26 protein-coding genes and 1 pseudogene are annotated in these 23,890 nt (G+C 57.6%); 16 read left to right on the top strand and 11 right to left on the bottom strand.

Features of this window, described 5'->3' with window-relative positions; translation table 11 throughout:
- Positions 1 to 28 precede the first annotated feature (28 nt).
- The 7 genes from GA0061103_RS16815 to GA0061103_RS16785 form a co-directional block, all read right to left on the bottom strand.
- Positions 29 to 790, bottom strand: coding sequence for an SDR family NAD(P)-dependent oxidoreductase (locus GA0061103_RS16815; RefSeq protein WP_092713042.1), 762 nt, complete (start codon positions 788 to 790; stop codon positions 29 to 31).
- 35 nt (positions 791 to 825) lie between these two features.
- The gene (locus tag GA0061103_RS16810; RefSeq protein ID WP_092713040.1) at positions 826 to 1,584 is read right to left on the bottom strand and encodes an amino acid ABC transporter ATP-binding protein; all 759 of its coding nucleotides are present in this window, start codon (positions 1,582 to 1,584) and stop codon (positions 826 to 828) included.
- Complete coding sequence (locus GA0061103_RS16805) at positions 1,581 to 2,237, bottom strand: amino acid ABC transporter permease (protein WP_092713038.1); 657 nt, start codon at positions 2,235 to 2,237, stop codon at positions 1,581 to 1,583. The genes GA0061103_RS16810 and GA0061103_RS16805 overlap by 4 nt, the downstream gene beginning before the upstream one ends.
- 2 nt (positions 2,238 to 2,239) lie before the next feature.
- Positions 2,240 to 2,902 carry an amino acid ABC transporter permease gene (locus tag GA0061103_RS16800; RefSeq protein ID WP_092713036.1) on the bottom strand — a complete coding sequence of 221 codons (663 nt, stop codon included), beginning with the start codon at positions 2,900 to 2,902 and terminating at the stop codon, positions 2,240 to 2,242.
- Positions 2,903 to 2,956: 54 nt separating this feature from the next.
- The gene (locus GA0061103_RS16795) at positions 2,957 to 3,781 is read right to left on the bottom strand and encodes an ABC transporter substrate-binding protein (protein WP_245304775.1); all 825 of its coding nucleotides are present in this window, start codon (positions 3,779 to 3,781) and stop codon (positions 2,957 to 2,959) included.
- Positions 3,782 to 3,842: 61 nt separating this feature from the next.
- Positions 3,843 to 4,934: an LLM class flavin-dependent oxidoreductase gene (locus tag GA0061103_RS16790; RefSeq protein WP_092713034.1), complete on the bottom strand. Its 1,092-nt coding sequence runs from the start codon at positions 4,932 to 4,934 to the stop codon at positions 3,843 to 3,845.
- 55 nt (positions 4,935 to 4,989) lie between these two features.
- Entirely contained in the window at positions 4,990 to 5,493 is a 504-nt protein-coding gene (locus tag GA0061103_RS16785) for a flavin reductase family protein (protein ID WP_092713032.1), read from the bottom strand.
- Between the two features lie 385 nt (positions 5,494 to 5,878).
- Between GA0061103_RS16785 and GA0061103_RS16780 the strand changes: the two genes are divergently transcribed.
- On the top strand, positions 5,879 to 6,805 hold the full coding sequence (locus tag GA0061103_RS16780; protein WP_092713030.1) for an SMP-30/gluconolactonase/LRE family protein: 927 nt from the start codon (positions 5,879 to 5,881) through the stop codon (positions 6,803 to 6,805).
- A gap of 54 nt (positions 6,806 to 6,859) precedes the next feature.
- Positions 6,860 to 7,615, top strand: coding sequence for an SDR family NAD(P)-dependent oxidoreductase (locus GA0061103_RS16775; protein ID WP_092713028.1), 756 nt, complete (start codon positions 6,860 to 6,862; stop codon positions 7,613 to 7,615).
- A 153-nt stretch (positions 7,616 to 7,768) separates the two neighbouring features.
- Here the strand turns inward: GA0061103_RS16775 and GA0061103_RS16770 are convergent, their stop codons facing one another.
- On the bottom strand, positions 7,769 to 8,152 hold the full coding sequence (locus GA0061103_RS16770) for a hypothetical protein (protein ID WP_245304774.1): 384 nt from the start codon (positions 8,150 to 8,152) through the stop codon (positions 7,769 to 7,771).
- Positions 8,153 to 8,281: 129 nt separating this feature from the next.
- Here GA0061103_RS16770 and GA0061103_RS35385 point away from each other — a divergent pair, with 129 nt between their 5' ends.
- The 12 genes and pseudogenes from GA0061103_RS35385 to GA0061103_RS16715 all read left to right on the top strand — a co-directional run bounded on the left by GA0061103_RS35385 (position 8,282) and on the right by GA0061103_RS16715 (position 19,121).
- Complete coding sequence (locus GA0061103_RS35385; RefSeq protein ID WP_245304773.1) at positions 8,282 to 8,542, top strand: LysR family transcriptional regulator; 261 nt, start codon at positions 8,282 to 8,284, stop codon at positions 8,540 to 8,542.
- Positions 8,543 to 8,608: 66 nt separating this feature from the next.
- Complete coding sequence (locus GA0061103_RS35380) at positions 8,609 to 8,761, top strand: LysR substrate-binding domain-containing protein (protein WP_245304772.1); 153 nt, start codon at positions 8,609 to 8,611, stop codon at positions 8,759 to 8,761.
- Positions 8,758 to 8,979 carry a type 2 periplasmic-binding domain-containing protein gene (locus GA0061103_RS35375; RefSeq protein ID WP_245304771.1) on the top strand — a complete coding sequence of 74 codons (222 nt, stop codon included), beginning with the start codon at positions 8,758 to 8,760 and terminating at the stop codon, positions 8,977 to 8,979. Before GA0061103_RS35380 ends, GA0061103_RS35375 begins: the two co-directional genes overlap by 4 nt.
- 209 nt (positions 8,980 to 9,188) lie before the next feature.
- A complete protein-coding gene (locus GA0061103_RS16760) occupies positions 9,189 to 10,199 on the top strand; it encodes a substrate-binding domain-containing protein (protein WP_092714310.1) in 1,011 nt (336 codons plus the stop codon).
- Positions 10,200 to 10,243: 44 nt separating this feature from the next.
- Positions 10,244 to 11,518: an ABC transporter substrate-binding protein gene (locus tag GA0061103_RS16755; RefSeq protein ID WP_092713026.1), complete on the top strand. Its 1,275-nt coding sequence runs from the start codon at positions 10,244 to 10,246 to the stop codon at positions 11,516 to 11,518.
- A 73-nt stretch (positions 11,519 to 11,591) separates the two neighbouring features.
- Positions 11,592 to 12,443 (top strand): carbohydrate ABC transporter permease, encoded by an 852-nt coding sequence (locus GA0061103_RS16750; protein WP_092713024.1) that lies wholly within the window; start codon positions 11,592 to 11,594, stop codon positions 12,441 to 12,443.
- Entirely contained in the window at positions 12,440 to 13,297 is an 858-nt protein-coding gene (locus GA0061103_RS16745) for a carbohydrate ABC transporter permease (protein WP_092713022.1), read from the top strand. The genes GA0061103_RS16750 and GA0061103_RS16745 overlap by 4 nt, the downstream gene beginning before the upstream one ends.
- 13 nt (positions 13,298 to 13,310) lie before the next feature.
- Positions 13,311 to 14,369, top strand: a complete 1,059-nt coding sequence (locus GA0061103_RS16740; protein WP_092713020.1) for an ABC transporter ATP-binding protein — start codon at positions 13,311 to 13,313, stop codon at positions 14,367 to 14,369.
- Positions 14,370 to 14,400: 31 nt separating this feature from the next.
- Positions 14,401 to 15,651, top strand: a complete 1,251-nt coding sequence (locus tag GA0061103_RS16735; RefSeq protein WP_092713018.1) for an MGH1-like glycoside hydrolase domain-containing protein — start codon at positions 14,401 to 14,403, stop codon at positions 15,649 to 15,651.
- Positions 15,652 to 16,145: 494 nt separating this feature from the next.
- Positions 16,146 to 17,099, top strand: a complete 954-nt coding sequence (locus tag GA0061103_RS16730; protein ID WP_092713016.1) for a sulfonate ABC transporter substrate-binding protein — start codon at positions 16,146 to 16,148, stop codon at positions 17,097 to 17,099.
- Positions 17,100 to 17,533: 434 nt separating this feature from the next.
- Positions 17,534 to 17,851 (top strand): annotated as a pseudogene (locus GA0061103_RS16725) (aliphatic sulfonate ABC transporter substrate-binding protein); the annotation flags it as partial.
- A gap of 241 nt (positions 17,852 to 18,092) precedes the next feature.
- A complete protein-coding gene (locus tag GA0061103_RS16715; RefSeq protein WP_092713014.1) occupies positions 18,093 to 19,121 on the top strand; it encodes an NADP-dependent oxidoreductase in 1,029 nt (342 codons plus the stop codon).
- 476 nt (positions 19,122 to 19,597) lie between these two features.
- On the opposite strand, the gene GA0061103_RS16710 is transcribed toward GA0061103_RS16715, so the two are convergent.
- The 3 genes from GA0061103_RS16710 to GA0061103_RS16700 all read right to left on the bottom strand — a co-directional run bounded on the left by GA0061103_RS16710 (position 19,598) and on the right by GA0061103_RS16700 (position 21,383).
- Complete coding sequence (locus GA0061103_RS16710; protein WP_092713012.1) at positions 19,598 to 19,858, bottom strand: DUF1344 domain-containing protein; 261 nt, start codon at positions 19,856 to 19,858, stop codon at positions 19,598 to 19,600.
- Positions 19,859 to 20,304: 446 nt separating this feature from the next.
- Complete coding sequence (locus tag GA0061103_RS16705) at positions 20,305 to 21,099, bottom strand: COG4705 family protein (RefSeq protein ID WP_092713010.1); 795 nt, start codon at positions 21,097 to 21,099, stop codon at positions 20,305 to 20,307.
- A gap of 14 nt (positions 21,100 to 21,113) precedes the next feature.
- Complete coding sequence (locus GA0061103_RS16700; protein WP_092713008.1) at positions 21,114 to 21,383, bottom strand: hypothetical protein; 270 nt, start codon at positions 21,381 to 21,383, stop codon at positions 21,114 to 21,116.
- Positions 21,384 to 21,634: 251 nt separating this feature from the next.
- Between GA0061103_RS16700 and GA0061103_RS16695 the strand changes: the two genes are divergently transcribed.
- Together GA0061103_RS16695 and GA0061103_RS16690 are read left to right on the top strand one after the other, a co-directional pair.
- Complete coding sequence (locus tag GA0061103_RS16695; protein ID WP_092713006.1) at positions 21,635 to 22,312, top strand: winged helix-turn-helix domain-containing protein; 678 nt, start codon at positions 21,635 to 21,637, stop codon at positions 22,310 to 22,312.
- Positions 22,299 to 23,681 carry a sensor histidine kinase gene (locus tag GA0061103_RS16690; RefSeq protein WP_092713004.1) on the top strand — a complete coding sequence of 461 codons (1,383 nt, stop codon included), beginning with the start codon at positions 22,299 to 22,301 and terminating at the stop codon, positions 23,679 to 23,681. The genes GA0061103_RS16695 and GA0061103_RS16690 overlap by 14 nt, the downstream gene beginning before the upstream one ends.
- Positions 23,682 to 23,890: the final 209 nt, after the last annotated feature.

The following is a 23,890-nucleotide window of genomic DNA, read 5'->3' as shown; positions in this document are numbered from 1 at the left end:
TGCTTAAATTCGGTAGAATTCCGGGAGCTTAGATCGAGATGCCGCCGTCGATCGCGATTGTCTGACCGGTCGTCATCTTTGCGGCGAAGCCGAGATAAACGATGAGTTCGGCGACTTCGGCCGGAGTGGCAAGACGTTTCATTGGCGTCGCGGCGATCGTCGTCTGCCGGCGCTCTTCGGACCATTCGATACCCCACGAACTGTCGACCGCCCCTGGTGCAACCGAATTCACGCGAACATCAGGCGCAAGCGAACGGGCGAGGTTCTTCGTGAGATTGATGACGGCTGCTTTCGAACCGCTATAGGCAATGGTGCTCGCAACGGCGCCGAGTCCGGCGATGGAAGCCGTATTGACGATCGCCCCTCCCGCATCTTTCAAGGCCGGTGCAGCCGCCTTGGAGCAGCGAAAGACGCTCATGAAATTCACGTTCAGCAGATTTGCCCACAGCTCTTCGGTGATCGAATCCAGATCGGTGATCGGTATGGGATGACGAACTCCAGGTGTCCCCGCATTGTTGACGAGCAGATCGAGGCGGCCGAGATCGGCGATCGCCTTCAGCACCATTTGCTTCGCACTCTCGGCATTACCGACGTCGCCGGGTGCTGCGACGACCTTGAAACCTTCTTCTTGCAAGGCTTTGACGGCTACCGGTCCTCGCGGATCATCGGGTAGAAAGTTGATTGCAACCGTCGCACCGCTCTTGGCGATGAGACGCACTGCTTCGAGGCCGATACCGGATGCTCCGCCTGTAATAAGGGCCGTACGTCCGGAGAGGTCGAACGAAATCATGTGTATGCTCCTTTGTGTTTAACGTGGCGCGAGGGCTAGGCGGCCGACATCTTGCAGCCGTCACCGGCCGGGCGCTTCTCGCGGCGCAGAAACTTTTGAGTTTGCTCGCGCTGAGGATTGTCGATGACCGCCTCCGCCGTGCCAATTTCGCAAACTTCTCCCTGATGAAGGAACGCGACGCGATCGGCGGATTCCCGAGCAAAGTTGATGTCGTGGGTGACGACGACCATCGTCATGCCTTCGCTCTTCAGCAGACGCATGGTCTCCAGCACCTCACCGACAAGCTCGGGATCAAGAGCAGACGTAACCTCGTCGAAGAGCATGTAGCTTGGCTCCATTGCGAGCGCACGCGCAATGGCAAGGCGCTGCTGCTGACCGCCGGACAGGCGCGACGGAAGGCTGTCCGATTTATCTCCCAAGCCCACATGTTGAAGGTGCTTCAGCGCGAGCGCTCTCGCTTCCTTGCGGCTGCGCTTTGCGACCACTCTTGGAGCCAGCGCAACGTTTTCCAGAGCCGTTAAGTGAGGAAATGCGTTGTATTGCTGGAAAACTATGCCCAGCTTGCGGCGCAGCTTGTTGATATTGGTCTTCGGATCATGGACGCTTACTCCATCAACAACGATCTCGCCGCCCTGTATCGGCTCAAGTCCATTGATGCACTGCAACAGCGTCGACTTTCCCGAGCCGCTGGCACCGATCAGGCAGAGTAGCTCGCCCTTGCTCACATCGAGACTAATCCCTTTGAGAACCGTCAGCGGCCCAAAGATCTTTCGCACGTTCCTGATTTCAATCATACGACGATCCTTCCTTCGAGACGGCGGCTATATCGCGACACCGGGTAGCAGATAATGAAATAGAAAAGTCCCGCTCCGATCAGAAGCAGCCAGGTCTCATGTGTCCGGGTGATGAGTATCTGGGTCGAGCGCATATACTCGACATAGCCGACGACACCCGCGAGCGCGCTGTCCTTGATCAGGCTGAGAACAAGCCCGATCCAAGGGGTAAGGGCCGTCCTGAACGCCAGTGGCATCGATATGTACAACAGCTCCTGGAGACCATTCATTCCGAGCGAGCGAGCGCTTCTGCGATACTGAACGGGAACCGAAAGGAGGCCCGCACGAACCACCTCGGCGGTTACCGCCGACATCCAGGCGCCAAGCGCAATAGTGCCGAACCAGAAAGGTGACGCGCCAAAGCCCAGGATCGACAGGAAGCTGTTGGCCAATATCAATTGGATAATCATCGGCACACTGCGGAGGATGTCGATGTAGGGAGCCGTGACAATTCTCGCGGTCAACGACACGGTACGCAACCAGCCAAGGGCAATTCCCACAAGAGTGCCGACAAAGGTTGCTGAAGCGGCGAGCCGGATGGTGTTGAACAGCCCCTCTGCCAGGAAATAGGCATCCGACCATACAAGGCCTTGATTTGCAAAAGAGAACTGCACGCTCAGCTCCTGTAGATAAGCCGAAAGACCAGCTGCGATGAAAACTGCAGCGCCTTGGCGATGAGGTAGTAAATGAGCGCCGTGACGAGGAAGAACTCGAATGTCCGGAAGGAGGTCGACTGCGCATATTGCGTGGCGCCTGAAAGCTCCTGTAGTCCGACCAGCATGCCCAGCGACGTGTTTAGCATGCCCCAGATGCCTTGCGTGACATAGGCGGGAAAAATGACCTTGAACATCTGCGGAAAGATCACATGAATGAAGCTCTGTGGGCTGGTCATGCCCAGAGAGCGTGAAGCGGAAAGCTGCTGTCTCGGGATCGCGGCAAGCCCACCCCTGAAGATTTCCGTCATATAGCCCGCATTGTTGAAGGAAACCGAGACCAGGAGGGCGACATAGCTGGGAATATTGATGTGGAAAGCGCCGAGTCCAAAATAGAAAAGATAGAGCTGGAAGACTGCCGGCGTGTTGCGCGACAGCTCCACCCACGCGGTCGAGAAGCGGTACATCCATCCCTCGCCACGTTGACGCGCCACGGCCATGGGCATGGCAATTACCGTGCCGATAACGAAGGCGAGGATGGTGATCTGAATAGTCACCCAAGCCCCAGCCAAAAGAAGCGGAAGCGCATCCCAGACGATGGACCAATAAAACTGATAGCCGTTCATTCAAGCACCTCAAACGCCTGCCGGCAAAGCTGCATGCCGGCAGGAGGCTTACGTTTAGAAACTGACGCCATTCGAGTTCAACGAGGGTAGCGGACCATCGCCGTAATACTTCTTGTAGACTTCAGCTCGACGCCCGCTCGTCTCCTGTTGGAAAATGAACACCCGTGCCCAGTTCAAAAATTGCTGGTCGTCGCGATGAACCGCGATGGAGCCGAAATCCGCCAACGGAGCAACGCCGGCCTGGATGAATTCTGGAAACTGACCACTTTGCTCGAGGGCGTGGAACACACCTGCAGAAATCACAATCGCATCAAGCTTGCCCTGCTGCAGTGCCAGATATGACTCGGCGTCACTCGCATAGCCTGTGTACGTGGCGCCGGTTTTCTGCCAGCCACTCGCAAGCTCTTGCTTGAACAGCTGCTCGGGTGTCGCGCCCACGACGCTGCCAAGTTTCTTGGATTTCAGATCGGAGTATTGGGTTATGCCCGTCTCCTTCCGCGTTACGACCACCATGATATTGTTGGTGTACGGCTGCGTAAAGCCCACCGTCAGCGCGCGTGAAGCCGTCGGTGTTGTCGATGAAATCAACACGTCAATGCGATTCGAAACCAGAGCAGGGATCCGGTCCGGCGATGGCGTTTCGACAATCTCCACCTCTGCACCCAGTGCTTTAGCCATGTCTTTGCAGTAGGTGACGTCATAACCGTCCGGCTGATTGTTCTGGTCTCGGAAGCCCGCTGGCGGATCGTCCAACATGGTGCCGCAACGCAACTTCTTCGATTGTATGATCTTGTCCAGGGCAGATTCTGCATTGGCATGGGATATCATCCCGGCCGCAAACATAGCCGTGGCAAGCAATATTTTGACATAGTTCTTCACGTTAAGTTCCCCTTTTTATCTTACTTGGTTGAACTAATTTGCGAGACTGCCTATAGTCGTATCAGCTCGCTTTCTTCACTGGCTTATTCTCGACTGCGATGTCCGAGAGAGGGCCAAGTTCTTTTTCAATCAGCGGCACCACCTCCTTTTTGAACCGCATGATCGAATTGTGCGCCTTTTCAATCGGCATACATCCAAAGGAAAAGTTGCACGTATAGTTGCTAGGATTAAGCCGCTTGATATCGGCGATCATCTTTTCTGCAACCACATACGGATCGCCGACCACCATGTTGTCTGCATATTGATCGAGTGTATACTCGCCGTCATAAGGTTCGTCGCGGATGTAGCCCTTGTCGTCGACGGGTAACTCGGCCTGTCGAAGATGGTAAGCCATGCGACCGACATAACGGGCGCGTTCGCCGACAGCGAGCGCTTCGCTACGGCTGTCGGTGATGTTGACATACTGCATGATCGCCAGTGGCTTCTTCAGCGGATTCTCGCCGATGGATTCCCAAGCCTTATTGAGCCCGTCTCCCATTTTGTACAATACGGGTGAGCCCAGGGTACTTGCCGCAATGAACGGTGTCGCATTCCACCTCTTGAATCTGTCTAGCAGCTTGGGATGCGACGACGTCACGAAGATCGGCGGCAACGGCTTCTGTTGTGTACTGACCGCAAAGCTCGTTTTGGGAACACTGAAGAACTTGCCCTTATATTCGACTTCCCCGTCGACCAATGCTTTCTCGATGACGTCCCAATATTCCAGGAAGACGTCGACCTTGTCTTCTATGGCCGCACCATAGCGGTCGAATTCATATTGCTGGTAGCCGGTTCCCATACCGACGACCAGGCGCCCTTCCATTTGCGTATCGGCAACCGCGATCTCCTGGGCAACGCGCAGGGGATTGTAGAGCGGCAGCACGATAACCCCCGGCCCAAGCTTGATCTTCTTTGTCCAGCCCGCCGCATAAGAGCACATCATCAGCGGCGATGGTGAACTCGAATAGTTGGCGAAGTGGTGCTCGGCAAACCAGGCAATATCGAAGTCCAATTCCTCGGCGGTCTGGACCATCTTCTTCGTATCGCGCATGACGCCGACGGCACCGTCGGGATGGTCGCGAAGGGTCATAAGGCTGAATAAGCCGAGTTGCATGTCATTCTCCTAAAAAACATTCCGAGGCGCTGGAGCGCCAATGCTCTCCGGCCATTCAAGCCGCGTTCGAAAGAGGGATCGGAGCGCCGACCGCGTAGATCCCATCCTGGTAGATCAGTGGCGAAACCTCGGCAGCGAAGCGCGAATTGCTGACCCTGCCGATGATGATGTCGTGTGTTGAATAGCTGTAGGCCCTGTCGATCTCGCAGAAGAGATTGGCCTGAGCGTCGGCGAGATAAGGAATTCCGCCCTCAAGCTCCCAACTGCCATCGAGGAAACGCTCGCTGGCGGGAACACCCCCGCTGAAACGCCGCGAGATCTCGACCTGCGATGCCTGCAGAAGATTGATGCAGTAGCGCTTTTCGTCGTGCAGCGGCGCCAGCACCGAAGCCTTCTGATTGATGCACACGAGGATCGAAAGCGGCGAGAAGCATAGCGACGTCACCGAAGTCACGGTGATGCCATGCCGTATCCCCTCGTTCTGGCAGGAAATGACGCAAACGGTGGCCGCGAGGCGCCGCATGGATTGGCGGAAGTTTTCTTCATTCTGGTCGCGCATTGGATGCTCCCATTCAAGTGCATTTAAGTTTGCAGATTATCTACAATCCGTCAACACACGAATCCGCGATGAGGGAAGTTTGTATTTAACCATTTAAGTTTACTCATAAAATTACATCTGGCGCGATCATCTGCAGACAATTTCAAATCGCGAAGACCATTAATCTGGTTCCGCACGCAGTACCGAGATCGCCCCTCCCCCGTGGCAGAGGTTTAGCTTTGAGGTTTCCTTCCGGTTCCTCCAAGGCAAGGACCACTCGAGCTCTCTTGTGGCGAACCCTCTGCATGGGTTGCATATTGTAGATAATCTGCATTATGCTCCGAGAGAAGTATTGAGGGAAAACGACAAGGCAGTCGGCCGCTTGCGATGAGCCTGGGAGGGACAGATGTTTTCCGACGCTTTTGAAATTCATGACGACCGCTTTCGGAGCCTGATCCTTCCGAACGTTCATGTCGAGAAACTATGGACCGGCGGGCGGTGGCTCGAGGGGCCGGCATATTTCGCCGCAGGCCGTTACCTGCTTTTTGCGGACATACCCAACGATCGGCTCATGCGCTGGGACGAGACGAACAATTCCGTTTCGATATTCGAGAGTCCTTGCGGATTTCAGAATGGGCATACCATCGACCGCGAAGGCCGGCTGATCGCATGCGAACATGGATCACGCAGCGTCTCGCGTGTCGAGCACGACGGTTCTCTAAGCGTCCTCGCATCGCACTATCAAGGCAAACGACTGAATTCCCCGAACGACGTCGTGGTAAAGTCCGATGGCGCCATCTGGTTCAGCGACCCGACCTACGGCATCGACAATGACTATGAAGGACATCGAAGCCCGTCCGAGATCGGCAGCTCCAACGTCTACCGCGTCGACCCCGCCGACGGCCACGTCTCGATCATTGCAGACGATTTGGCCAAACCAAACGGCCTTGCCTTCAATCATGACGAGTCGAAGATCTACATTGTCGACAGCGGCGCTACCCATAGTGCTGATGGTCCTAGACATATTCGCGAATTCGACGTCGCACCGGACGGCAAGACGCTGGGTAAACATCGGATCCTGGCGACATGCGATCAGGGCATCTATGACGGCATGCGCCTTGATGAAAAGGGAAACATATGGGTCGGTGCGGGCGACGGTGTTCATTGCCTGAGCAGCGAAGGGGAATTGCTAGGCAAGATCCGCATCCCGGAAACGACCGCCAACGTCGTCTTCGGCGGCGCCAAGAAAAACCGCCTGTTCATCTGCGCGACCCAGAGCCTCTATGCCGTCTTCCTGCAAACCAGGGCGATGGCTCGCCCGGCGGCGACCTAGGCCATCTCGATCGTGATCATCCAATCTGTAAGCTTCACTAAGGGAACCAAACAAATGAGCTCATCCTTCGCTGAACAAGTCGTCGTGGTTTCAGGCGCCGCTGGCGGTGTCGGCCGCGAAGTCGTGGTGAAACTACTGGAACAAGGCGCGCGCATCTGCGCGACCGACATCACATCATCGGTGCAGGATCTCGAAAACCTCGCGCCGGACCGCATCGTCACCGTCGCGGCGGACGTTACGCGAGCGGATGATGTCGAACGAATTTTCAACCGCGCGGAAAATGCTTTCGGCCCGGTCGATGTCCTGATCAACAATGCAGGCTTCATCATCTCGAAATCGGTACACGATACCAGCGAGGAGGAATGGGACAGCGTCATGAACGCGAATGCCAAGGCGTTCTTCCTGATGGCGAGACGAGCCCTCCCCTCCATGATCGAAAGGCAGTCCGGCTCGATCGTCGCAACCGGCTCGATCTCAAGCGTCGTGGGCCTCCCCGAACAAGCCGCATACTGTGCGGCCAAAGGCGCGCTGTTGCAGCTCGTTCGACAGATGGCAATCGACTATGCGCCGAAAGGTATTCGCGTCAACGCCGTGGGCGCCGGCTCGATCAACACGCCATTCCTGACACGATACCTCGAAGGATTGGAAAATCCGAAAGCCGGAGAGGCAGCCATCAAGAGTGCCCACCCCCTGGGACGATGGGCTGAACCCGCCGAGATAGCAGACGCGATCATATATCTTGCGAGCCCACATGCGTCCTTTGTCACCGGGCATATCCTCATGGCTGACGGAGGCTACAGCGCGCGGTGAAACGATTAAGAGGTCAGCTGTGGTCTACTACGGGACAAACGATAGAAAACGCCAATGCGTCGAGTTTCACAACGCTCTGACCCGTATTTTTCATTTGGCGTTAATCCATTCAGTCGTCGTGAACCCATTGAGGAATTTGCTATATCGATATCGTTAGAGGGTCACAGCGAAATGCAAAACTGGGTGAAATCGCGACACAAATGAACACCGTTCGGTCACAAAGGCGGTGCGCCCGCCGGATGTGAGCGCAAGGATTTCCGGAGCGGCTGTAACGGAGTTCGATACAGGCAGGGTTCCTGTGACGACATTGCCGTCCACAATTGAGAGGACCGTCAGCAGATCGCGATAATCGCCATCGGCGGGAGCCAGCAGACCCGTCGCATAGGTCTTCCCCACGAAATCGCCGTCGGAAATAGCGGCGACGGTTCCCGCCGAGATCCGACGCAGCAGATCCGCCGTCTCCGTCGCGGCTGCGTTCAGGGAGGCGGCGCAACCCAGAGTGACGGCGAGCGAACCGATCAAGATATCAAGATGCATTTTTAACTCCTTATGGACCGCGCAATCACACGTCAGCCAACTCCGGTCTCAAGGGACATTGGCCTCAATTCTGATTTGAATCCAATTGGAATACTGGACTCTGTGATTATTAAATCGCATCAATATCGGATGGATATCCGTTCGCTCGCCTGCTTCGTCGCGGTTGCCGAGGACCTGCATTTTCGCAGGGCCGCCGAGAGGCTGAACCTCACCCAGCCCGCACTCAGTCAACGCATTCGCGTGCTGGAAGAAGAGGTCGGCACGACACTGTTCGAACGCGATCGCCGTGGCGTGGCATTAACGGCAGCGGGAGCGGCATTTCTTGATCCCGCGCGCGCAGCCGTGGCAAACGCAAACCTCGCGAAAACGAGAGCGCTGCGCGCCGTGTAGGACGAGATTGGGCGGCTGCGGCTCGGTTTCACTGTCATAGCCTTCTATGGCACGCTGCCTGAGGCCGTGCATGCCTTTCGCGCCCGATATCCGGACATAACGGTCGAACTGACCGAGATGAATTCACCGGCATTGGAGCAGGCCTTGCTGGCCGGTCGCATCAATCTGAGGATATTGCATCCGCCCATCGCGATATCGTTCAGGAGGTCACACCGATGACGACGCTCACTGGTCTTGTCGCGGCAGGCGTGGGCATGGGTTTCGTCACCGATGGCATTGCGGCGGTCGGACGACCCGGCGTGGCGTTCCACTCGATCGAACCGGAGCCGCCGGATTTGCCGATTGCCGCCACCTGGTTATCACCGGACCTTTCGTCGCCCGCCGCGCGTTTCCTCGATATTGTCTCTGAATATACCGCCAAAAAAGGGGCGACGTAGAAGCGCACCGCTCAGTGCCCTCCTCCAAGATTTTTAGCTGCTTTGCGCAGATCGAGCGCATCGAGCTGCCGACGCCTAGTCGGCCTGGGCCAGATCAGGGTTGGCATGCAAGCTCGCCAACCCTGATCGCGGAAGATGAAATCCAAAACGTTTTGACTTGACTCCCAAAACGTTTTGGAGAATCTTTTGTGCCGTTCTGGAGGACGATCTTGGCAAACCTCAAGCAGCTTGCACAGTCCCTCGGACTGTCGATCACCACGGTTTCCCGTGCACTCGACGGTTACGACGATGTCTCTGCCGCAACCCGGAAGCGGGTGAGAGAGGCTGCAGAAATAGTTGGCTACCGCCCGAACGCATCGGCACGTAGGCTAAGGAAGCAACGTGCGGAACTGGTTGCCATCACGCTGCCGAGCGACCCCGGCCATATCGGTCCGCCGCATTTCCTCGACATGCTCTCCAGCTGTGCTGAGCATCTTGCGAGTGCTGGCCTCAATCTCGTCATCGCGCCTGTGCCACGCGGTGAAAGCGAACTCGACATCTGCCGTCGTTTCGTTGATGGCCGCCGCGTCGACGCCATGCTTCTCGTCCGCACCAGGCGGCAGGACGAACGCGTCGAATTTCTCCAGTCGCGCGGCATTCCCTTCGTTACCAACGGCCGCACCGAAAGCCTCGTGCCGCATCCCTATATCGACGGCGACGGTTTTGCCGGGTTCCACGCGGCAACGGTCCGTTTTCAAGCCGCCGGTCACCGCCGCATCGGCCATGTTGCCGGGCCGCAGGAATATTACTTCGCACATGTGCGCCGCACGGGCTGGAAGGCCGCGATGGACGAGGCAGGTCTGAATGCCGATCTCTGCGCCGAAAGCGCGCCCACGGAACAGGGCGGTTATCTCGCCGCACTGGAATTGCTCCGGCAGCCTTCGCGTCCCACCGCGCTCGTTTGCTCCACGGACGAAATGGCAATCGGAGCGCTCAGAGCACTACGCGAGATCGACGGCGGCGACGCGATCAGCATTGTCGGTCACGACGACCTGCCGACAGGCGCCTTCACAAGCCCTTCCCTGTCGACCATGCGCATGACCGGCGAAAACCTCGGTGCGAGCTTCGCCTCGCTGCTGTTGCGGGCGATCGCCGGCGAGCCTGCGGAGGAATTGCAGGAGCTTCACGCGATCGAATTCATCGATCGCGACAGCCATCGCCGTCCGATGAAGGTGACATGAGCAGACAGTGCATCACAGACAAAAACAATGAAGGAGGAGAGAATATGAAACCTATCACGTCATTCGGAATTCTGGCTTCCACTGTGCTGGCCTTTGCTTCGCCGGTACTTGCCCAGACGGTTTTCGTATCCACCCAGCTTCGTCCGATCGAAGAGGCGACCGTGGTGCGGCAGGACCTGCTGAAGGATGCCGGCAAGGTGGATTATGTGGTCGAGGAACCGCCGCAGTTCGCCGTACGCATGGAAGCCGAGGCCAAGGCCGGCAAGCACACCGTCAGCCTGGTCGGCGCGCTGCACGGTGAGCTTTCACCACTCGCCGACAAGGATCAGCTCGAACCGCTTGATAATCTCGCCAAGAAGCTCGCCGCCGGCGGCATGCCGCAATCGCTCCTCGATCTCGGCAAGCTCGGCAAATCCACCCAGCAATACATTCCGTGGATGCAGGCAACCTATGTCATGGCCGCCAAGAAGGAAGCCCTGCAATACCTGCCGAAGGGCGCCGATATCAACGCCATCACCTACGATCAGCTGATCGAGTGGGGCAAGAATATGCAGCAGGCGACGGGCCAGCCGCAGATCGGCTTCCCGGCCGGCCCGAAGGGCCTGATGGCACGTTACTTCCAGGGTTATTTCTACCCGTCCTTCACCGGTGGCGTAGTGCGCACCTTCAAGAACGCCGATGCCGCGGCAGGCTGGGAGAAACTCAAGGCGCTCTGGGCCTATGTAAATCCCAACTCGACCAATTACGACTTCATGCAGGAGCCGCTGGCCGCCGGTGAAGTCATGGTCGCCTGGGACCATGTCGCCCGACTGAAGAATGCCATTTCCGCCTCGCCGGACGACTATGTCGTATTCCCGTCTCCGGCCGGCCCGAAGGGGCGCGGATACATGCCCGTTCTCGCGGGCCTTTCGATCCCGAAGGGTGCCCCGGATGCGGCGGGCGCGATGAAGATCATCGAAACACTGACGACCCAGAAGATCCAGCTGCTCACCGCGTCCAAGGTCGGCTTCTTCCCGACGCTGAACGTCCAGCTGCCGCCGGATCTCGACAAGGGCGTCGCACTTCTCGCCGGTGCCGTCACCAAGACCCAGTCGGCCAAGGATGCAGTGATCTCGCTTCTCCCAGTCGGCCTCGGCGACAAGGGCGGTGAGTTCAACAAGGTCTATATGGACAGCTTCCAGCTGATCGTGCTGCAGAACCAACCCGTCGGCGACGTGCTCGCCAAGCAGGGCGCCGTCATGGCCAAGCTGATGACCGATACCAAGGCTCCCTGCTGGGCACCGGATGCCAAGAGTGACGGCGCCTGCCCGGTTCAATAATCCTCCCTAGGGTGCCTGGACGCGAATGTCCGGCCATTCTTTCCTGCAACCCTGCTTTTCGAGGCGGGAGTCCATGACCCAAAACCGACCCTGGATCCCCTATCTGCTGATCCTGCCATCCGTCGTTTTCCTCGGCCTGCTTTTCATCGTGCCGCTGGTGCAGACGATCTGGCTGGCCGTCTCGGATGACGGCATGCCGTCGCTTGTAAACATGCAGCGCATGGTGACGGACATCAATTTCATCCATTCGGTACAAAACACGTTCCTGCTGACGATCGTGGTCGTACCGGTCCAGATCGCCATCGCGCTCGCCATGGGCACGATGGTCGCCAAGATCGGCCGCGGGCGGGAGACCATTCTGTGGATTTGGACGATCCCGCTCGGCATTTCGGACCTCGCCGCCGGCCTCGTCTGGCTGTCGATCCTCCAGAATACAGGTTATTTCAACTCGCTGCTCTTCAGCCTCGGCGTGATCAGCCGCCAGGCGAGCTGGCTCTCCTACCAGACGCCGGTTGCGCTTTTCATCGCCATCGCGGTGGCGGAGATCTGGCGCGGCACGGCGATCGTCATGGTCATCATCGTCGCCGGCCTCAACCAGGTGCCGAAGGAGTTCAAGGAAGCCGCCGAAATCTTCGGGGCCGGTCCATGGACGCGTTTCTGGAAAATAACCCTGCCGTTGATCCGCCCGGCGCTGCAATCGGCCCTCATCCTGCGCACCGTGCTCGCCTTCGAGGTCTTCGCAGTCGTATACGCACTGGGCGGCCGTAATTTCCCGGTCCTCGTGGGCGAAGCCTACAACTGGCAGAACCAGAACCAGAATTACAGCGTCGCGGCCGCCTATGCGGTTCTGATCATGATCATCTCGCTCGCCGCAACCCTCGTCTATCTCAAGGCCTTCAAGGTCGATCCGGAGCGCCTGCCATGAACACGCAAGCCATCGGTTCCGAAGCCGCCGCTGCCAATCCCGCAAGCTTCGTTTCATCGCGCCGTTGGTTGCTCTGGAGCGGTATCGCCGCACTTTGCGCCTGGGTTCTGGTGCCGATCTATCTCGTGGCGCTAGGCGCACTCGGAGGGCGACAGGGCGTCTACATCTGGCCGAAGACCGGCCTGCCGACCGGCATCTCGCTCGAACCCTTCATCATCTTCCTGCAGACGGAAGGGGTCGTCCGCTCCTTCCTCAATTCGCTGGGCGCCGCGGGCATCACGGTAGCCCTCTCCATCCTGCTCGGGGCGCCTGCCGGTTATGCGCTCGCCCGCTACAATTTTCCGGGCAAGGACAGCTACCGGCTGTTGGTTCTGCTGACGCGCGCCTTCCCGCTGGCGATCCTGGCGCTGCCGCTCACCGTCTCCTTCATCCGGCTCGGCCTTTACGATACGATCGTCGGTGTCGGCCTGATCCATACGGTCCTGGCGCTCCCCTTCGCGGCTCTAGTGACCCAAGGCATTTTCCTCGGCGTCCCGAAGGAGCTGGAAGAAGCCGCATGGGTTTTCGGCTGCACCCGCATCCAGGCCTTTTTCAAGGTCGTGGCGCCGCTCGCCTTGCCGGGCATCGTCGCAACGGCAGTCTTTGCGTTCGTCATCTCGTGGAACGAAGTCTTCGCCGCCTCGGTGCTGACGGTGCGCAACCGCACGCTAACGGCCTATCTGTTGACGGTGCTCTCCGAAAGCCCGATGCATTATCGCTTCGCCGGCGGCCTGATGCTCATCCTTCCCTCGGTTGTCTTCATCTTCGCGGTCAGGCGCTACCTTTTCGCGATCTGGGGCATTTCCTCCAAATAACGGGACCAATTCCATGGCCAATATTGTCATCGACCGTGTCCGCAAGAGTTTCGGGGCATTCCAGGCCCTGAAAGAGGTCTCGCTGACGATCAACGACAGTGAATTCGTCTCGCTTCTCGGCCCGTCCGGCTGCGGCAAGACCACGCTCCTGCGCATCATCGCCGGTCTCGAAACCGCATCCGGCGGCGATGTCCGCATCGGCGACAAGTCGGTCCTCGGGCTCGCTCCCAAGGACCGCGGGCTCGCGATGGTCTTCCAAAACTACGCGGTCTTCCCGCATATGACGGTCTACGAAAACGTCGCCTTTGGGTTGCGCATGCAGAAGGCGGACGAGGCGCGCATCAAGGCGCAGGTCGAAAAGGCCGCCGGCCTGCTGCATATCGAGCAGTATCTCGACCGTTATCCGAACAAGCTTTCGGGCGGCCAGCGCCAGCGCGTCGCCGTTGCCCGCGCGCTTGCCGTCGAGCCCAAGGTACTCCTCATGGACGAACCGCTCTCCAACCTCGATGCGCTGCTTCGCCTCGAAATGCGCACCGAACTCAAGACGGTGCTGCAATCGGCCGGCACGACGACGATCTACGTCACGCACGACCAGACGGAGGCAATGGGCCTTTCCGATCGCATCGCCGTCATGCACGGAGGGATCGTCGAGCAGGTCGGCTCGCCGGTCGATGTCTACAATCATCCCGCAACCCGCTTCGTCGGCGGATTCATCGGCAATCCGCCGATGAACTTCATCAAGGTACCCGTCCTGAACGGCCATGTCTCTGCCGGTATCGAGCAACTGAATGCACCGCAGGAAGCCGGCAGGGAAATCATCCTCGGCCTGCGCGGCGAGGCGGTCGAGCTCGCGGGCCTGCCCGAGGGCCTCGAAATGAAAGTGCGGGTCGCCGAACCGATGGGTTCGCACCTGCTCCTGACCGGCTCGATCCACGATCAGCCCGTGCGCGTCATCCTGCCTGCCTCCGAAACCGTCAGGAGCGGCGATACGATCGGCCTGAAGCTCGATCGCAAGCGCATCACCTGGCTTTCGCCCGAAAGCGGCCAATCCTTTCCGGCCGTGACGGCCTAGGGGCGTCCCTCCCCAATACCGGAGTACCGACATGAACCTCCATATCGATCAAGCCAAGCGCATTCTCGTCGCCAACGACCGCGGCGGCTATACGGTGCCGACGGACCGGCTCTATCCCTTCCAATGGAACTGGGATTCCGCCTTCGTCGCCATGGGCTTCGCGCTCTATGACACGGACCGCGCCTATCGCGAACTGGAGCGGCTGGTCGAGGGCCAGTGGGCGGACGGAATGATCCCGCATATCGTCTTCCACCAGCCGAGCGATACCTATTTTCCAGGCCCGAACGTCTGGCGCACCCGCCACACGATCCCCACCTCCGGCATCACCCAGCCGCCCGTTTTCGCCATCGCGCTCCGCAAGCTGCACGAAGCCACCGGTGACAAGACCCGTACCCTGCCGCTCTATGAGGCGGCCCTGAAATGGCACCGCTGGTGGTATGCGGCCCGCGACCCTGAAGGGACCGGCCTCGTTGCCCTGCTTCATCCCTGGGAAAGCGGCAGCGACAATTCTCCCGCATGGGACATCGCGCTCGCCCGCGTTCCCACCACCACCGACACGCCTGTCGTGCGCAAGGATACCGGCCATGTGAACGCTTTGATGCGTCCCCGCAACGAGGACTATCAGCGCTTCATCCACCTGGTTGACACCTATGCCGCCTGCGACTGGGAGCCGGCCAGACAGTGGGCGAAGGCATCCTTCAAGGTCGCCGAGATCCAGACCACCGCGATCCTGCTCAAGGCCGGCGAAGATCTCGAAGCACTCGCCCACGAATTCGGCCGTATGGAAGACGGGTCCGAGATCGCCGCGCTCAATGAAAAAACTCGTAACGCGATCCTCGCCCAGTGGCGACCCGATCTGTCGCGTTTCGTATCCTGCGATCTCGTTTCGGGCCAGGATATCGTGGCACCGACACAGGCGGGCTTCATCCCGCTTCTGTCGCTCGATCTCGACAAGGCGGTCGTCGGCGCTCTCGTCGATGAAATGAAGGCATGGTCCAAGGGGATGAAAGTCGCCTTCCCGACAGTAAAGCCCGGCATCGACAGCTGGGAGCCGAAACGCTACTGGCGCGGCCCGGCCTGGGCGATCATCAACTGGCTGCTGATCGACGGCCTGAAGCGCAATGGCCGCGTGGACGATGCCGAGAAGCTGCGCAAGTCGACCATCTCGGCGATCGAGGCGGAGGGTTTTGCCGAATATTTCGACCCGGTCACTGGGGAAGGCTGCGGCGGCCTTGGCTTCTCCTGGACGGCTGCAGCTTATATGTGGCTCGTCGCGTCATAAATTTAGGTACCGGTCGCGCCCGCGAATAAATCTTGGGTCATGCACCAGTCTAATAGATTTCAACCAGAAGCAATCCAGTACTGTGCAGTTGAAAGGATCAGAACCGACGACCCAACATTCCCAGGTGAGCGCCTTCTCGGTATCGGTCAAGAACGTCGCCTGAAATCACAACGCGACGCCTGAGAGAGAGTCGATCGGCGACCAGGTGCGGTTCGCGTAGTGAAGATCGAAAAGTCCGTGATATCCGCCGTGGTGGAAGAGCCAAAGTGCCGATCCGGAAGAAGAGATAGTTCCGCCCTGATGTCCCCTAGGCATTGCGCGACGGAAGTAGCCTTACCGAGGCTAATCGAGCACGGCATGAGACGCAGTTCTTTTTGCCTATCCTCCGACGGAATGAAAAAGTGAATCCCTGGGAAGCCAGCTTCGCAGAATATGCATTCTAGGAAAAATATAAAGATACTTTAGTTTGGCTCGGGCTTGTTTCGGAGGGTATGATGAAGATCACAAGACGAGCTTTCACCGCGGTCGTGGCCGGTGCCATCACAGCGCCGCTGACGGATATTCGAATTGCAAGGGCGGCCGACAAGGTCGTACGCATTGGCTACCAGAAATATGGAACGCTGGTGCTCCTCAAGGGCAAGGGAACGCTGGAGAAGAAACTCGAGGCGATCAACTATAGGGTTGAGTGGGCAGAGTTTCCTGGCGGTCCCCAGCTCCTCGAGGCGCTGAATGCGGGTGCTGTCGATTTCGGATCGACCGGCGAAACTCCACCAATTTTCGCACAGGCCGCGAACGCTCCGCTTATCTACATTGCACATGAGCCGCCCGCCCCGCGCGGCGAAGCCATTCTCGTCCCGAAAGATAGCCCGATAAAGTCCGTCGCAGACTTGAAGGGTAAAAAAGTCGCCTTCAACAAGGGCTCGAACGTACATTATCTACTCGTGAAGGCCCTTGAGGAAGCTGGCTTGACCTATGAGGATGTGGAGCCATCCTTTCTTGCGCCAGCCGACGGCCGCGCAGCCTTTGAGAGGGGCGCAGTCGACGCATGGGTCATCTGGGATCCCTTTCAAGCCGCCGCGGAAGTGGCTATCGAAGCGCGAGAGCTTAGAAACGGTGAGGGCATCGTCCCCAACTATCAATTCTATCTCGGCACCAACGCGCTGGTCGACAATCACGCCGGGGCGGTTGACGTCCTGATCGAGGCTATCTCGGAGGTTGACGCATGGACCAAGTCCGACACGGCGGCCGCGGCTGCGGAACTATCGCCGTCGGTCGGCATCCCGGAACCTATCCTTGTCAAGGCGCTAGAGCGTCAATCCTATGGCATCAGCAGCCTCGATGACTCCGTCGTGGCGCAGCAGCAGGCCATCGCCGACACATTTTTCGAACTCAAGCTCATCCCCAAGAAGGTGACGGTCGCAGACGCTGTGCGCAAGAACAAAGCATAACGCCGTCTTCAAGACCTCCGATAATGGTCAACCGAGGAGGTCGGCCGCCGTCTCGCTTGACGTTCAAGCAGGGCACCCGTTTCGCTCCGCGGCGTTATGCTGTGTTGATTTCTATCTAAAACGGACCAATTGCGCGTTTCGCACCGGTTAATACGGATACCTCTAACTTTTTGGAATACTTTGATTTTCTTCGCTGACGTAGAGAAGATGAAAGTGGATAAATGGGTCAAATCAAGATGGCAACTAACACGAGTTTGGGTGAACCGTTTCTGCGTTACATCGAAGACACTCGCTGAAGAGAATTTTCGCAGTTCGAAGGGAAAAATATTTCTATAAATTCCATAGAAATAGATGGCTTGGCTTTCACGCGCCACCACTTGCCCCCTACGCTACCTTTTCATCTCAAGGACAATGCCAAAGCTTTGGGGATCAATATGCGCTTATTTCGTTCGGTTGTGATGGGTGTCGCGGTGGTTTTGGGGCTGGGGCTGACATCCGCTGAGGCAGCTGATCTTTCAGAAATCCGGATCGATTGGGCCACCTATAATCCGGTCGGCCTGCTTTTGAAGAAGGAAGGCCTTCTGGAAAAGGAATTCGCCAAGGATAATATCAGCATCCGTTGGATGCAGTCGGCCGGTTCGAACAAAGCGCTGGAATTCCTGAACGCCGGATCGATCGATTTCGGTTCAACCGCGGGAACCGCGGCCTTGATTGCACGGGTCAACGGCGAACGCAGCCTCCCGATTTGGGTCCGCCGTTCCGCGAAGCTTTGAAGGCAGCGAAAGAAAGATAGCTCTGGGCCTGAAGGTACGTTCACTTAAAATAGCCACGGATGCCCTCGTACAAGGGAGCTTTTTTCCGCGCGCATTCGAGGAAGGTTTGCTCGTCGACGCCGAAGCCGCTAACGGCGTTGCGCTGTGGTTCAAGGAGTAAATTTGAAGGGTCTGAGTTTGCGGGCGATAGCAATGGGTAAGAAGAGAAAAGGAATTTTGCATGGCCAACCAACCCATCACTAGACGCATCGTGCTTGCCTCTCGCCCTTCTGGGAAGCCCGTGGCTGCGAACTTCCGGCTTGAGGAGGAAACGCTGAGAGATATCACCGAAGGTGAAATCCTTCTTCAGATCCTTTATCTGTCCCTCGATCCCTATATGCGGGGCCGCATGGATGATGAGAAGTCCTATGCGGCCCCGGTCAAAATTGATGGCGTGATGGAAGGCGGGACGGTGGCGCGCGTCATCAGTTCGCGCAATTCGGCATTCAAGCCTGGAGACATCGTTCTCTCCCATTCCGGCTGGCAGAGCCATGCAATTTCGGACGGCAATGGATTGCGCAAACTCGACCCCAATGTGGCGCCGATCTCGACGGCACTCGGCATTCTTGGAATGCCCGGTTTCACCGCCTATGCGGGACTGCGCAATATCGGGAGACCCAAGGCGGGCGAAACATTGGTCGTTGCGGCCGCAAGCGGCGCGGTTGGTTCGGCAGTCGGCCAGATAGCGAAGATCTTCGGCGCAAGAGTGGTTGGGATTGCCGGTGGTGCAGACAAATGCCGCTATATACGCCAAGAGCTCGGCTTCGATGCGGCGATAGATCATCGCGCGCGTGACTTTCAAACCCAGCTTACATCGGCCTGTCCAAATGGTATCGACGTCTATTTCGAAAATGTCGGTGGGCATGTCTGGGACGCGGTGTTTCCGCTACTGAATGATTTCGCGCGTATCCCGGTCTGCGGGCTAATCGCACATTATAATGAAGGTCCCTCCACCTCGTCCGGGCCTGATCACTTGCCTGCGGTGATGCGTTCCATATTGCGGAAAAGTCTGACGGTGCGAGGTTTCATTCAGCGCGAATTTGCCGATCAGCGCCCCGATTTCTATCGTGAGGCCCAACAATGGATCGCCGAGGGACGCCTCAGATACAGGGAGGACATCGTAGATGGGCTTGAAAACGCTCCTGCAGCTTTTCTTAGTCTTCTCGAAGGACGAAATTTCGGCAAGCTGATCGTGCGCATCGCCCCGTGAACTATGGCGGTTGCCATACAATCTGTCAGCGATGGCTTGGGCGACTTTCAAGCTTGGATGCAGCTATCCGCAGGCATACTGGTCATGCTACCGATATGTCTCTTCTCAAGAATGCACATCATCACATTTGAATTTTAGGATGTTACCCTGCTGATGGATGCATGCAGGATTTAAAGCTCTTGAAAAGGATCGAACCGAAGGCCATCCAAATCGAACAATCACATCACCCTCTGAACTGGGAAGCCCCTTCCTTACGGAACGAATCTTTCAGTATGATGGGCGTGAGGGCTAAATTAGCATTTTCGTCGAACGGCGACGCCGTTACTTAGCTACTGGGCCTGATTCCAGCCCGAAAAATGGAGCGGATGACGGGCGGGCATCAGCCCGCCCAGATGACACCAGAAATATCGCTTCACCACGAATTCGCAGGCATCTTAGCACGAATATCCGTCTTGACCGGCAAATCCAGATCACCACTATTTTACGGGACTTATTTTCGACGCGAGAGCAGCGCCGGACTTCTGGACACTGTAATGGACGGCAACCCGCTCGCCGACCTTGAAAGACTCGACTTCGATGTTTTCAGGCAGGTTGATCGTCGTTCCCGTGGACAACGTAATCTGGTCCGCTTTCGCGTCGATATTGGTGATGGTTGCGGTCTCATCACGAGCAAGCGCCATGCCCGCCGCCAGGATCGAGATCGCAAAGACACCGACCGAAAAATATCTCTTCAACATAATTCACTCCTTTGATTTACAAGCGTTTGTGGTCTGACCGGCTATCGCCAGCCACTTGGAATCTAGGTAGCGATCCTTCCCTGCACTTTGCCGAGTTCTTACAAATCGGACATCAACGACGATTTTGCTGCAACCAGATAAAGCTATGATTTTTCAATTAAAATCAGCAGGGCAAAGCGTGCCGGCACAAACGTTTTCGCGGCGAGAACCTTCAATGTCAGACGGAACCGATGCAGATAAACGGCTTCATGTCGCCCAATGGCATTGGAAGAAGACGAGCAATGTCTCTCGTTTAAGAAATGCAAAATTCCGGAGGGAAAACCTCCGACGACGACCCGCTGGCATGCGGATAGAAAACGACGGGAGGCTTTTCTCTCCGGATGTCATTGACAGCAGAAAAGATGCAGGTCGCACCCTCTTTCGACGATGCGGCTTGCGAGCTCGCCCTAAAAGTGATCCTGCTCAGCTTCCGGGGCAGTTTCAGGTTCGTAGGTGACCGTCATGTACATCACAGTCACTATGATGCCACCCAGAAACAGGATGCTCGTATAGATCGTTCCGAATCCCAGACCGCCATATTCCAGCGGCTGGGAAAGAAGGTCTCCGAAAGATGCACCGAGCGGCCGCGTGAAGATGTAAGCCAGCCAGAAAGCCAGAATGCCATTCATGCCGAAGTTGAAATGGCCGATCGCAATGACGGCAATGATGCCCAGGAAGATCAGCCCGGTCATGATGTATCCGAGGCCGAAGACTTCCGCGACCATATCGCCGACTGCCGTACCCAATGCAAAGGTAAAAAGGATCGCCAGCCAATAGAATGCCTCGCGTCTTGCCGTGAAGATCGAGTGAATGGACAGCGTGCCCTCTTTCTTCCACCAGATGAAGAAAGTAAGCGCGAGAGCAATCGTGAAGCCGACAGTCGATACCTGCAGGGGTACTCCCAGATTGTCCGTCAGGTTATCGGTCAAAAGCGTTCCGACGATACTGATCATGACGACGGCAGTCCAATAGACCCAGGGCACGTAGCGTCCCTGCAGAAACTGCAGGGCAAGCGCGCCGATCAGAACCGCCGTCATGATCGCGGATGTTGCGGTCAGCCCGAGGCCCATGTTGACGGCGAGATAATCGGCGGCCGTCTCTCCCATCGTGACGGCAAGCAGCTTGATCAGCCAGAAGTCGCCGGTGATCCGCGGAACCCGATTGAGGACATTGCTTCCGATGACATATGACAGCGAGCTCATGACATATCCCCGCTTTACTTGCCCATCAGCGTCATTGCCTCTTGCAGAAAGGCATCGGCGCGCTTGTCATCGTCTGCATTACAGCGCTCGACAGCCTTCACCTCCAGTGCATCGACCTTCGATTTGGCATCGGGAGCCAAATTTGCTGATGCTTTCGCGGTGCGCATCTCCTTGAGCACATCTTCGCATGGGCGGGCAGCGGCCGCGTAACCGGCAACGGGAAGTGTGACCAGACAGGAAAAAAGGGCGGCATTCAGGAGGCGGAAAACATTGCGCTCGGTCATGGGGGGCTCCGATAGGCGGCCGGACTGCCGCATGGTTGATGGTTGATCGTTGGCCACACCACAGATGCGACCGACGCCCGATGTTCTATGTGCCCACCTTTACGGAGCCTTTGCTCCAACAATACCGTTTCGTAAGAAATGCCGATGCGCTCATCCTTACGCATTTGTAAGAAGCCGTTCAGGTTGCAGACACCTTCTTGAGGCATGTCTAGGCAGCAATCGTGTCGCGCATTGATGGAGCCTGGACGGGCATGAAGATCCTAGTGGTGGAAGATGATCAGAAGACCGCGGAATACATCTCTCGCGGACTGAATGAGGCCGGCCATATCTGTGACATCCTCTCAGACGGCACTGATGCGCTCTTTCAGATCACCAGGGAACCATATGATGTGCTGGTCGTCGATCGGATGCTTCCAGGGCTCGATGGCCTGTCCCTGGTGAAGGCTGCGAGAGCGGCAAAGGTCAAAACGCCGGCAATGTTCCTGACGTCGGTCAGCGGCATTGACGACAGGGTCGAGGGGCTCGAAGCCGGCGGAGACGACTATCTGACCAAGCCATTTGCCTTCTCCGAGCTTCTGGCGCGCGTCAATGCCCTGGCACGCCGGCCGCCGGTCCAGGACCGGAAGACCGTGCTCAAGATTGCCGATCTTGAACTCGATATCGTGAAGCGCCAGGTGCATAGGCGTGGGGTTGCCATCGATCTGCAGCCGCGGGAATTCACCTTGCTGGAGGCACTCATGCGCGGCGAAGGCCGCGTGCTGACGCGCACCATGCTTTTGGAAAGCGTGTGGGATTTTCACTTCGATCCGAAGACGAGCGTTGTGGAGACCCATATCAGCCGGCTGCGCGCGAAGATCGACAAGCCGTTCGATGTTCCCCTCCTCCACACAGTTCGCAACACTGGCTATTGCATACATGCACCGCGATAGATTGCTACGCAGCACGCCGTTCAGACTGGCGATATCCTTCGGGCTCTTCTTCATCGTCGCCTTCCTCATCGCCGGCTTCTTCGCCTATGGCCTGATGACGCGCGAGTTGGCGAGATCGCTCGACGTGTCCATCAAGGATACCTATTCGGTCGTGGCCTCGACCTATTCCTCGAACGACCTGGAGGATCTCATCGCGGCGGTGAACACCTATTCGATCCTCAAGCGCCCGGAAGACCAGATCTTTCTCTTGCTCGACAGCAAGGGAGAAAAGCTCGCCGGAAATGTTCGCGCCGCAACAGTGAAACCCGGACTTGCGACCGTTCCTGCAACCCTGTTCGGACTTGATGATGACGATCCGCTGCGTCTTGTCGCCGGCAATGTCGGTGGCAACAGCCTGGTCGTCGGCCAGAGCTACCGTGAAACAGACCGGATCGAGCAGATTGCTTTGATGAGCTTCGCCTGGGCCTCGGTCATCATCATCGCGACAATCGTCCTGGGTGGAACCGTGGTTGCGACGCGCACGCAGCGCCGCTTGGAAGCGATCGAGCGAACTCTGATCGACGTCTCGGCGGGGAATCTGGCTCGGCGAATTCCGACCCGCGGCAATGGCGACGATATCGATGTCGTCTCCACACTTATGAACCACGCTTTTGCCCGGCTCTCCGCGCTCGTCGAAGGCATGCGGCAGGTCAGTACCGATATCGCACACGATCTGAAGACGCCTCTCAATCGGCTTGGATTGACGATCGAACAGGCGCTGCAGCGACTGGAGCGGTCGAAAGATGCGACAGATCTGCTTCTTGACGCCAGCGATGAAATAGCCCGGATCAACGCAACCTTCGAAGCCCTGCTTCGCATTTCGCAAATTGAAGCAGGCGCACGAAAGTCGCGTTTCAAACCGGTCGATTTGTGGGCCGTCATGACCGCGGTCGGAGAAATCTATACCAACGTCGCGGAAGACAGCGGGCAAAGCCTGACATTGGTACCATTAGCACACGGCCCATGTACGATAAACGGCGACTGGGAATTGCTCACCCAGCTCTTCGTCAATCTTGTCGAAAACGCCATCACCCATTGCCCACCCGGTACGACCATTACCCTGTCGCTGATGCCTGAGGAGCAATATTATCGCGCCTGCGTGGCCGATAACGGCGTCGGTATTCCCGACGAAGAACGCGAGCTGGTGTTCAGGCGGCTTTATCGCCTGGACAAAAGCCGAACGACGCCGGGCAACGGGCTAGGGCTCAGTCTCGTGAAAGCTATTGCAGACCTTCATGGCGCCTCCACCCTGCTTGATGACAACAAACCGGGGCTGCGCGCCTGCCTACGCTTTTCGGCTGTTCGGAGCAAAATCGGGGCTGAGGTGTGAGCAATAAACACGATAGCCAACGGTATGTGGCATGATCTGCCAGCCTTTCGGTCCAGAGAAGAGACCAAACGGATCTTAATCTCGTCCGCGAGCATCCTCTCACCTGCTTTCCTGTGCCGGCCTCGACGAGCTAACCGCAATTCGTCGAGGGCTAGGATCGTGCAACTTCACCTGTTACGAAAGGTAAGGGCTGACCGTACCTTTACAGC

The organism is Martinezella multihospitum (assembly GCF_900094585.1).
Classification (GTDB): Bacteria; Pseudomonadota; Alphaproteobacteria; order Rhizobiales; family Rhizobiaceae; genus Rhizobium; species Rhizobium multihospitium.
This window is presented reverse-complemented; position numbering and strand designations above follow the sequence as displayed.

Excerpts from the sequence above, each read along its gene's own strand:
- GA0061103_RS16815 (WP_092713042.1), bottom strand. The coding sequence starts at position 790 with ATGATTTCGTTCGACCTCTCCGGACGTACGGCCCTTATTACAGGCGGA.
- GA0061103_RS16810 (WP_092713040.1), bottom strand. The coding sequence starts at position 1,584 with ATGATTGAAATCAGGAACGTGCGAAAGATCTTTGGGCCGCTGACGGTT.
- GA0061103_RS16800 (WP_092713036.1), bottom strand. The coding sequence starts at position 2,902 with ATGAACGGCTATCAGTTTTATTGGTCCATCGTCTGGGATGCGCTTCCG.
- GA0061103_RS16790 (WP_092713034.1), bottom strand. The coding sequence starts at position 4,934 with ATGCAACTCGGCTTATTCAGCCTTATGACCCTTCGCGACCATCCCGAC.
- GA0061103_RS16785 (WP_092713032.1), bottom strand. The coding sequence starts at position 5,493 with ATGCGCGACCAGAATGAAGAAAACTTCCGCCAATCCATGCGGCGCCTC.
- GA0061103_RS16780 (WP_092713030.1), top strand. The coding sequence starts at position 5,879 with ATGTTTTCCGACGCTTTTGAAATTCATGACGACCGCTTTCGGAGCCTG.
- GA0061103_RS16775 (WP_092713028.1), top strand. The coding sequence starts at position 6,860 with ATGAGCTCATCCTTCGCTGAACAAGTCGTCGTGGTTTCAGGCGCCGCT.
- GA0061103_RS16770 (WP_245304774.1), bottom strand. The coding sequence starts at position 8,152 with ATGCATCTTGATATCTTGATCGGTTCGCTCGCCGTCACTCTGGGTTGC.
- GA0061103_RS35385 (WP_245304773.1), top strand. The coding sequence starts at position 8,282 with ATGGATATCCGTTCGCTCGCCTGCTTCGTCGCGGTTGCCGAGGACCTG.
- GA0061103_RS35375 (WP_245304771.1), top strand. The coding sequence starts at position 8,758 with ATGACGACGCTCACTGGTCTTGTCGCGGCAGGCGTGGGCATGGGTTTC.
- GA0061103_RS16755 (WP_092713026.1), top strand. The coding sequence starts at position 10,244 with ATGAAACCTATCACGTCATTCGGAATTCTGGCTTCCACTGTGCTGGCC.
- GA0061103_RS16750 (WP_092713024.1), top strand. The coding sequence starts at position 11,592 with ATGACCCAAAACCGACCCTGGATCCCCTATCTGCTGATCCTGCCATCC.
- GA0061103_RS16745 (WP_092713022.1), top strand. The coding sequence starts at position 12,440 with ATGAACACGCAAGCCATCGGTTCCGAAGCCGCCGCTGCCAATCCCGCA.
- GA0061103_RS16740 (WP_092713020.1), top strand. The coding sequence starts at position 13,311 with ATGGCCAATATTGTCATCGACCGTGTCCGCAAGAGTTTCGGGGCATTC.
- GA0061103_RS16735 (WP_092713018.1), top strand. The coding sequence starts at position 14,401 with ATGAACCTCCATATCGATCAAGCCAAGCGCATTCTCGTCGCCAACGAC.
- GA0061103_RS16730 (WP_092713016.1), top strand. The coding sequence starts at position 16,146 with ATGAAGATCACAAGACGAGCTTTCACCGCGGTCGTGGCCGGTGCCATC.
- GA0061103_RS16715 (WP_092713014.1), top strand. The coding sequence starts at position 18,093 with ATGGCCAACCAACCCATCACTAGACGCATCGTGCTTGCCTCTCGCCCT.
- GA0061103_RS16710 (WP_092713012.1), bottom strand. The coding sequence starts at position 19,858 with ATGTTGAAGAGATATTTTTCGGTCGGTGTCTTTGCGATCTCGATCCTG.
- GA0061103_RS16705 (WP_092713010.1), bottom strand. The coding sequence starts at position 21,099 with ATGAGCTCGCTGTCATATGTCATCGGAAGCAATGTCCTCAATCGGGTT.
- GA0061103_RS16700 (WP_092713008.1), bottom strand. The coding sequence starts at position 21,383 with ATGACCGAGCGCAATGTTTTCCGCCTCCTGAATGCCGCCCTTTTTTCC.
- GA0061103_RS16695 (WP_092713006.1), top strand. The coding sequence starts at position 21,635 with ATGAAGATCCTAGTGGTGGAAGATGATCAGAAGACCGCGGAATACATC.
- GA0061103_RS16690 (WP_092713004.1), top strand. The coding sequence starts at position 22,299 with ATGCACCGCGATAGATTGCTACGCAGCACGCCGTTCAGACTGGCGATA.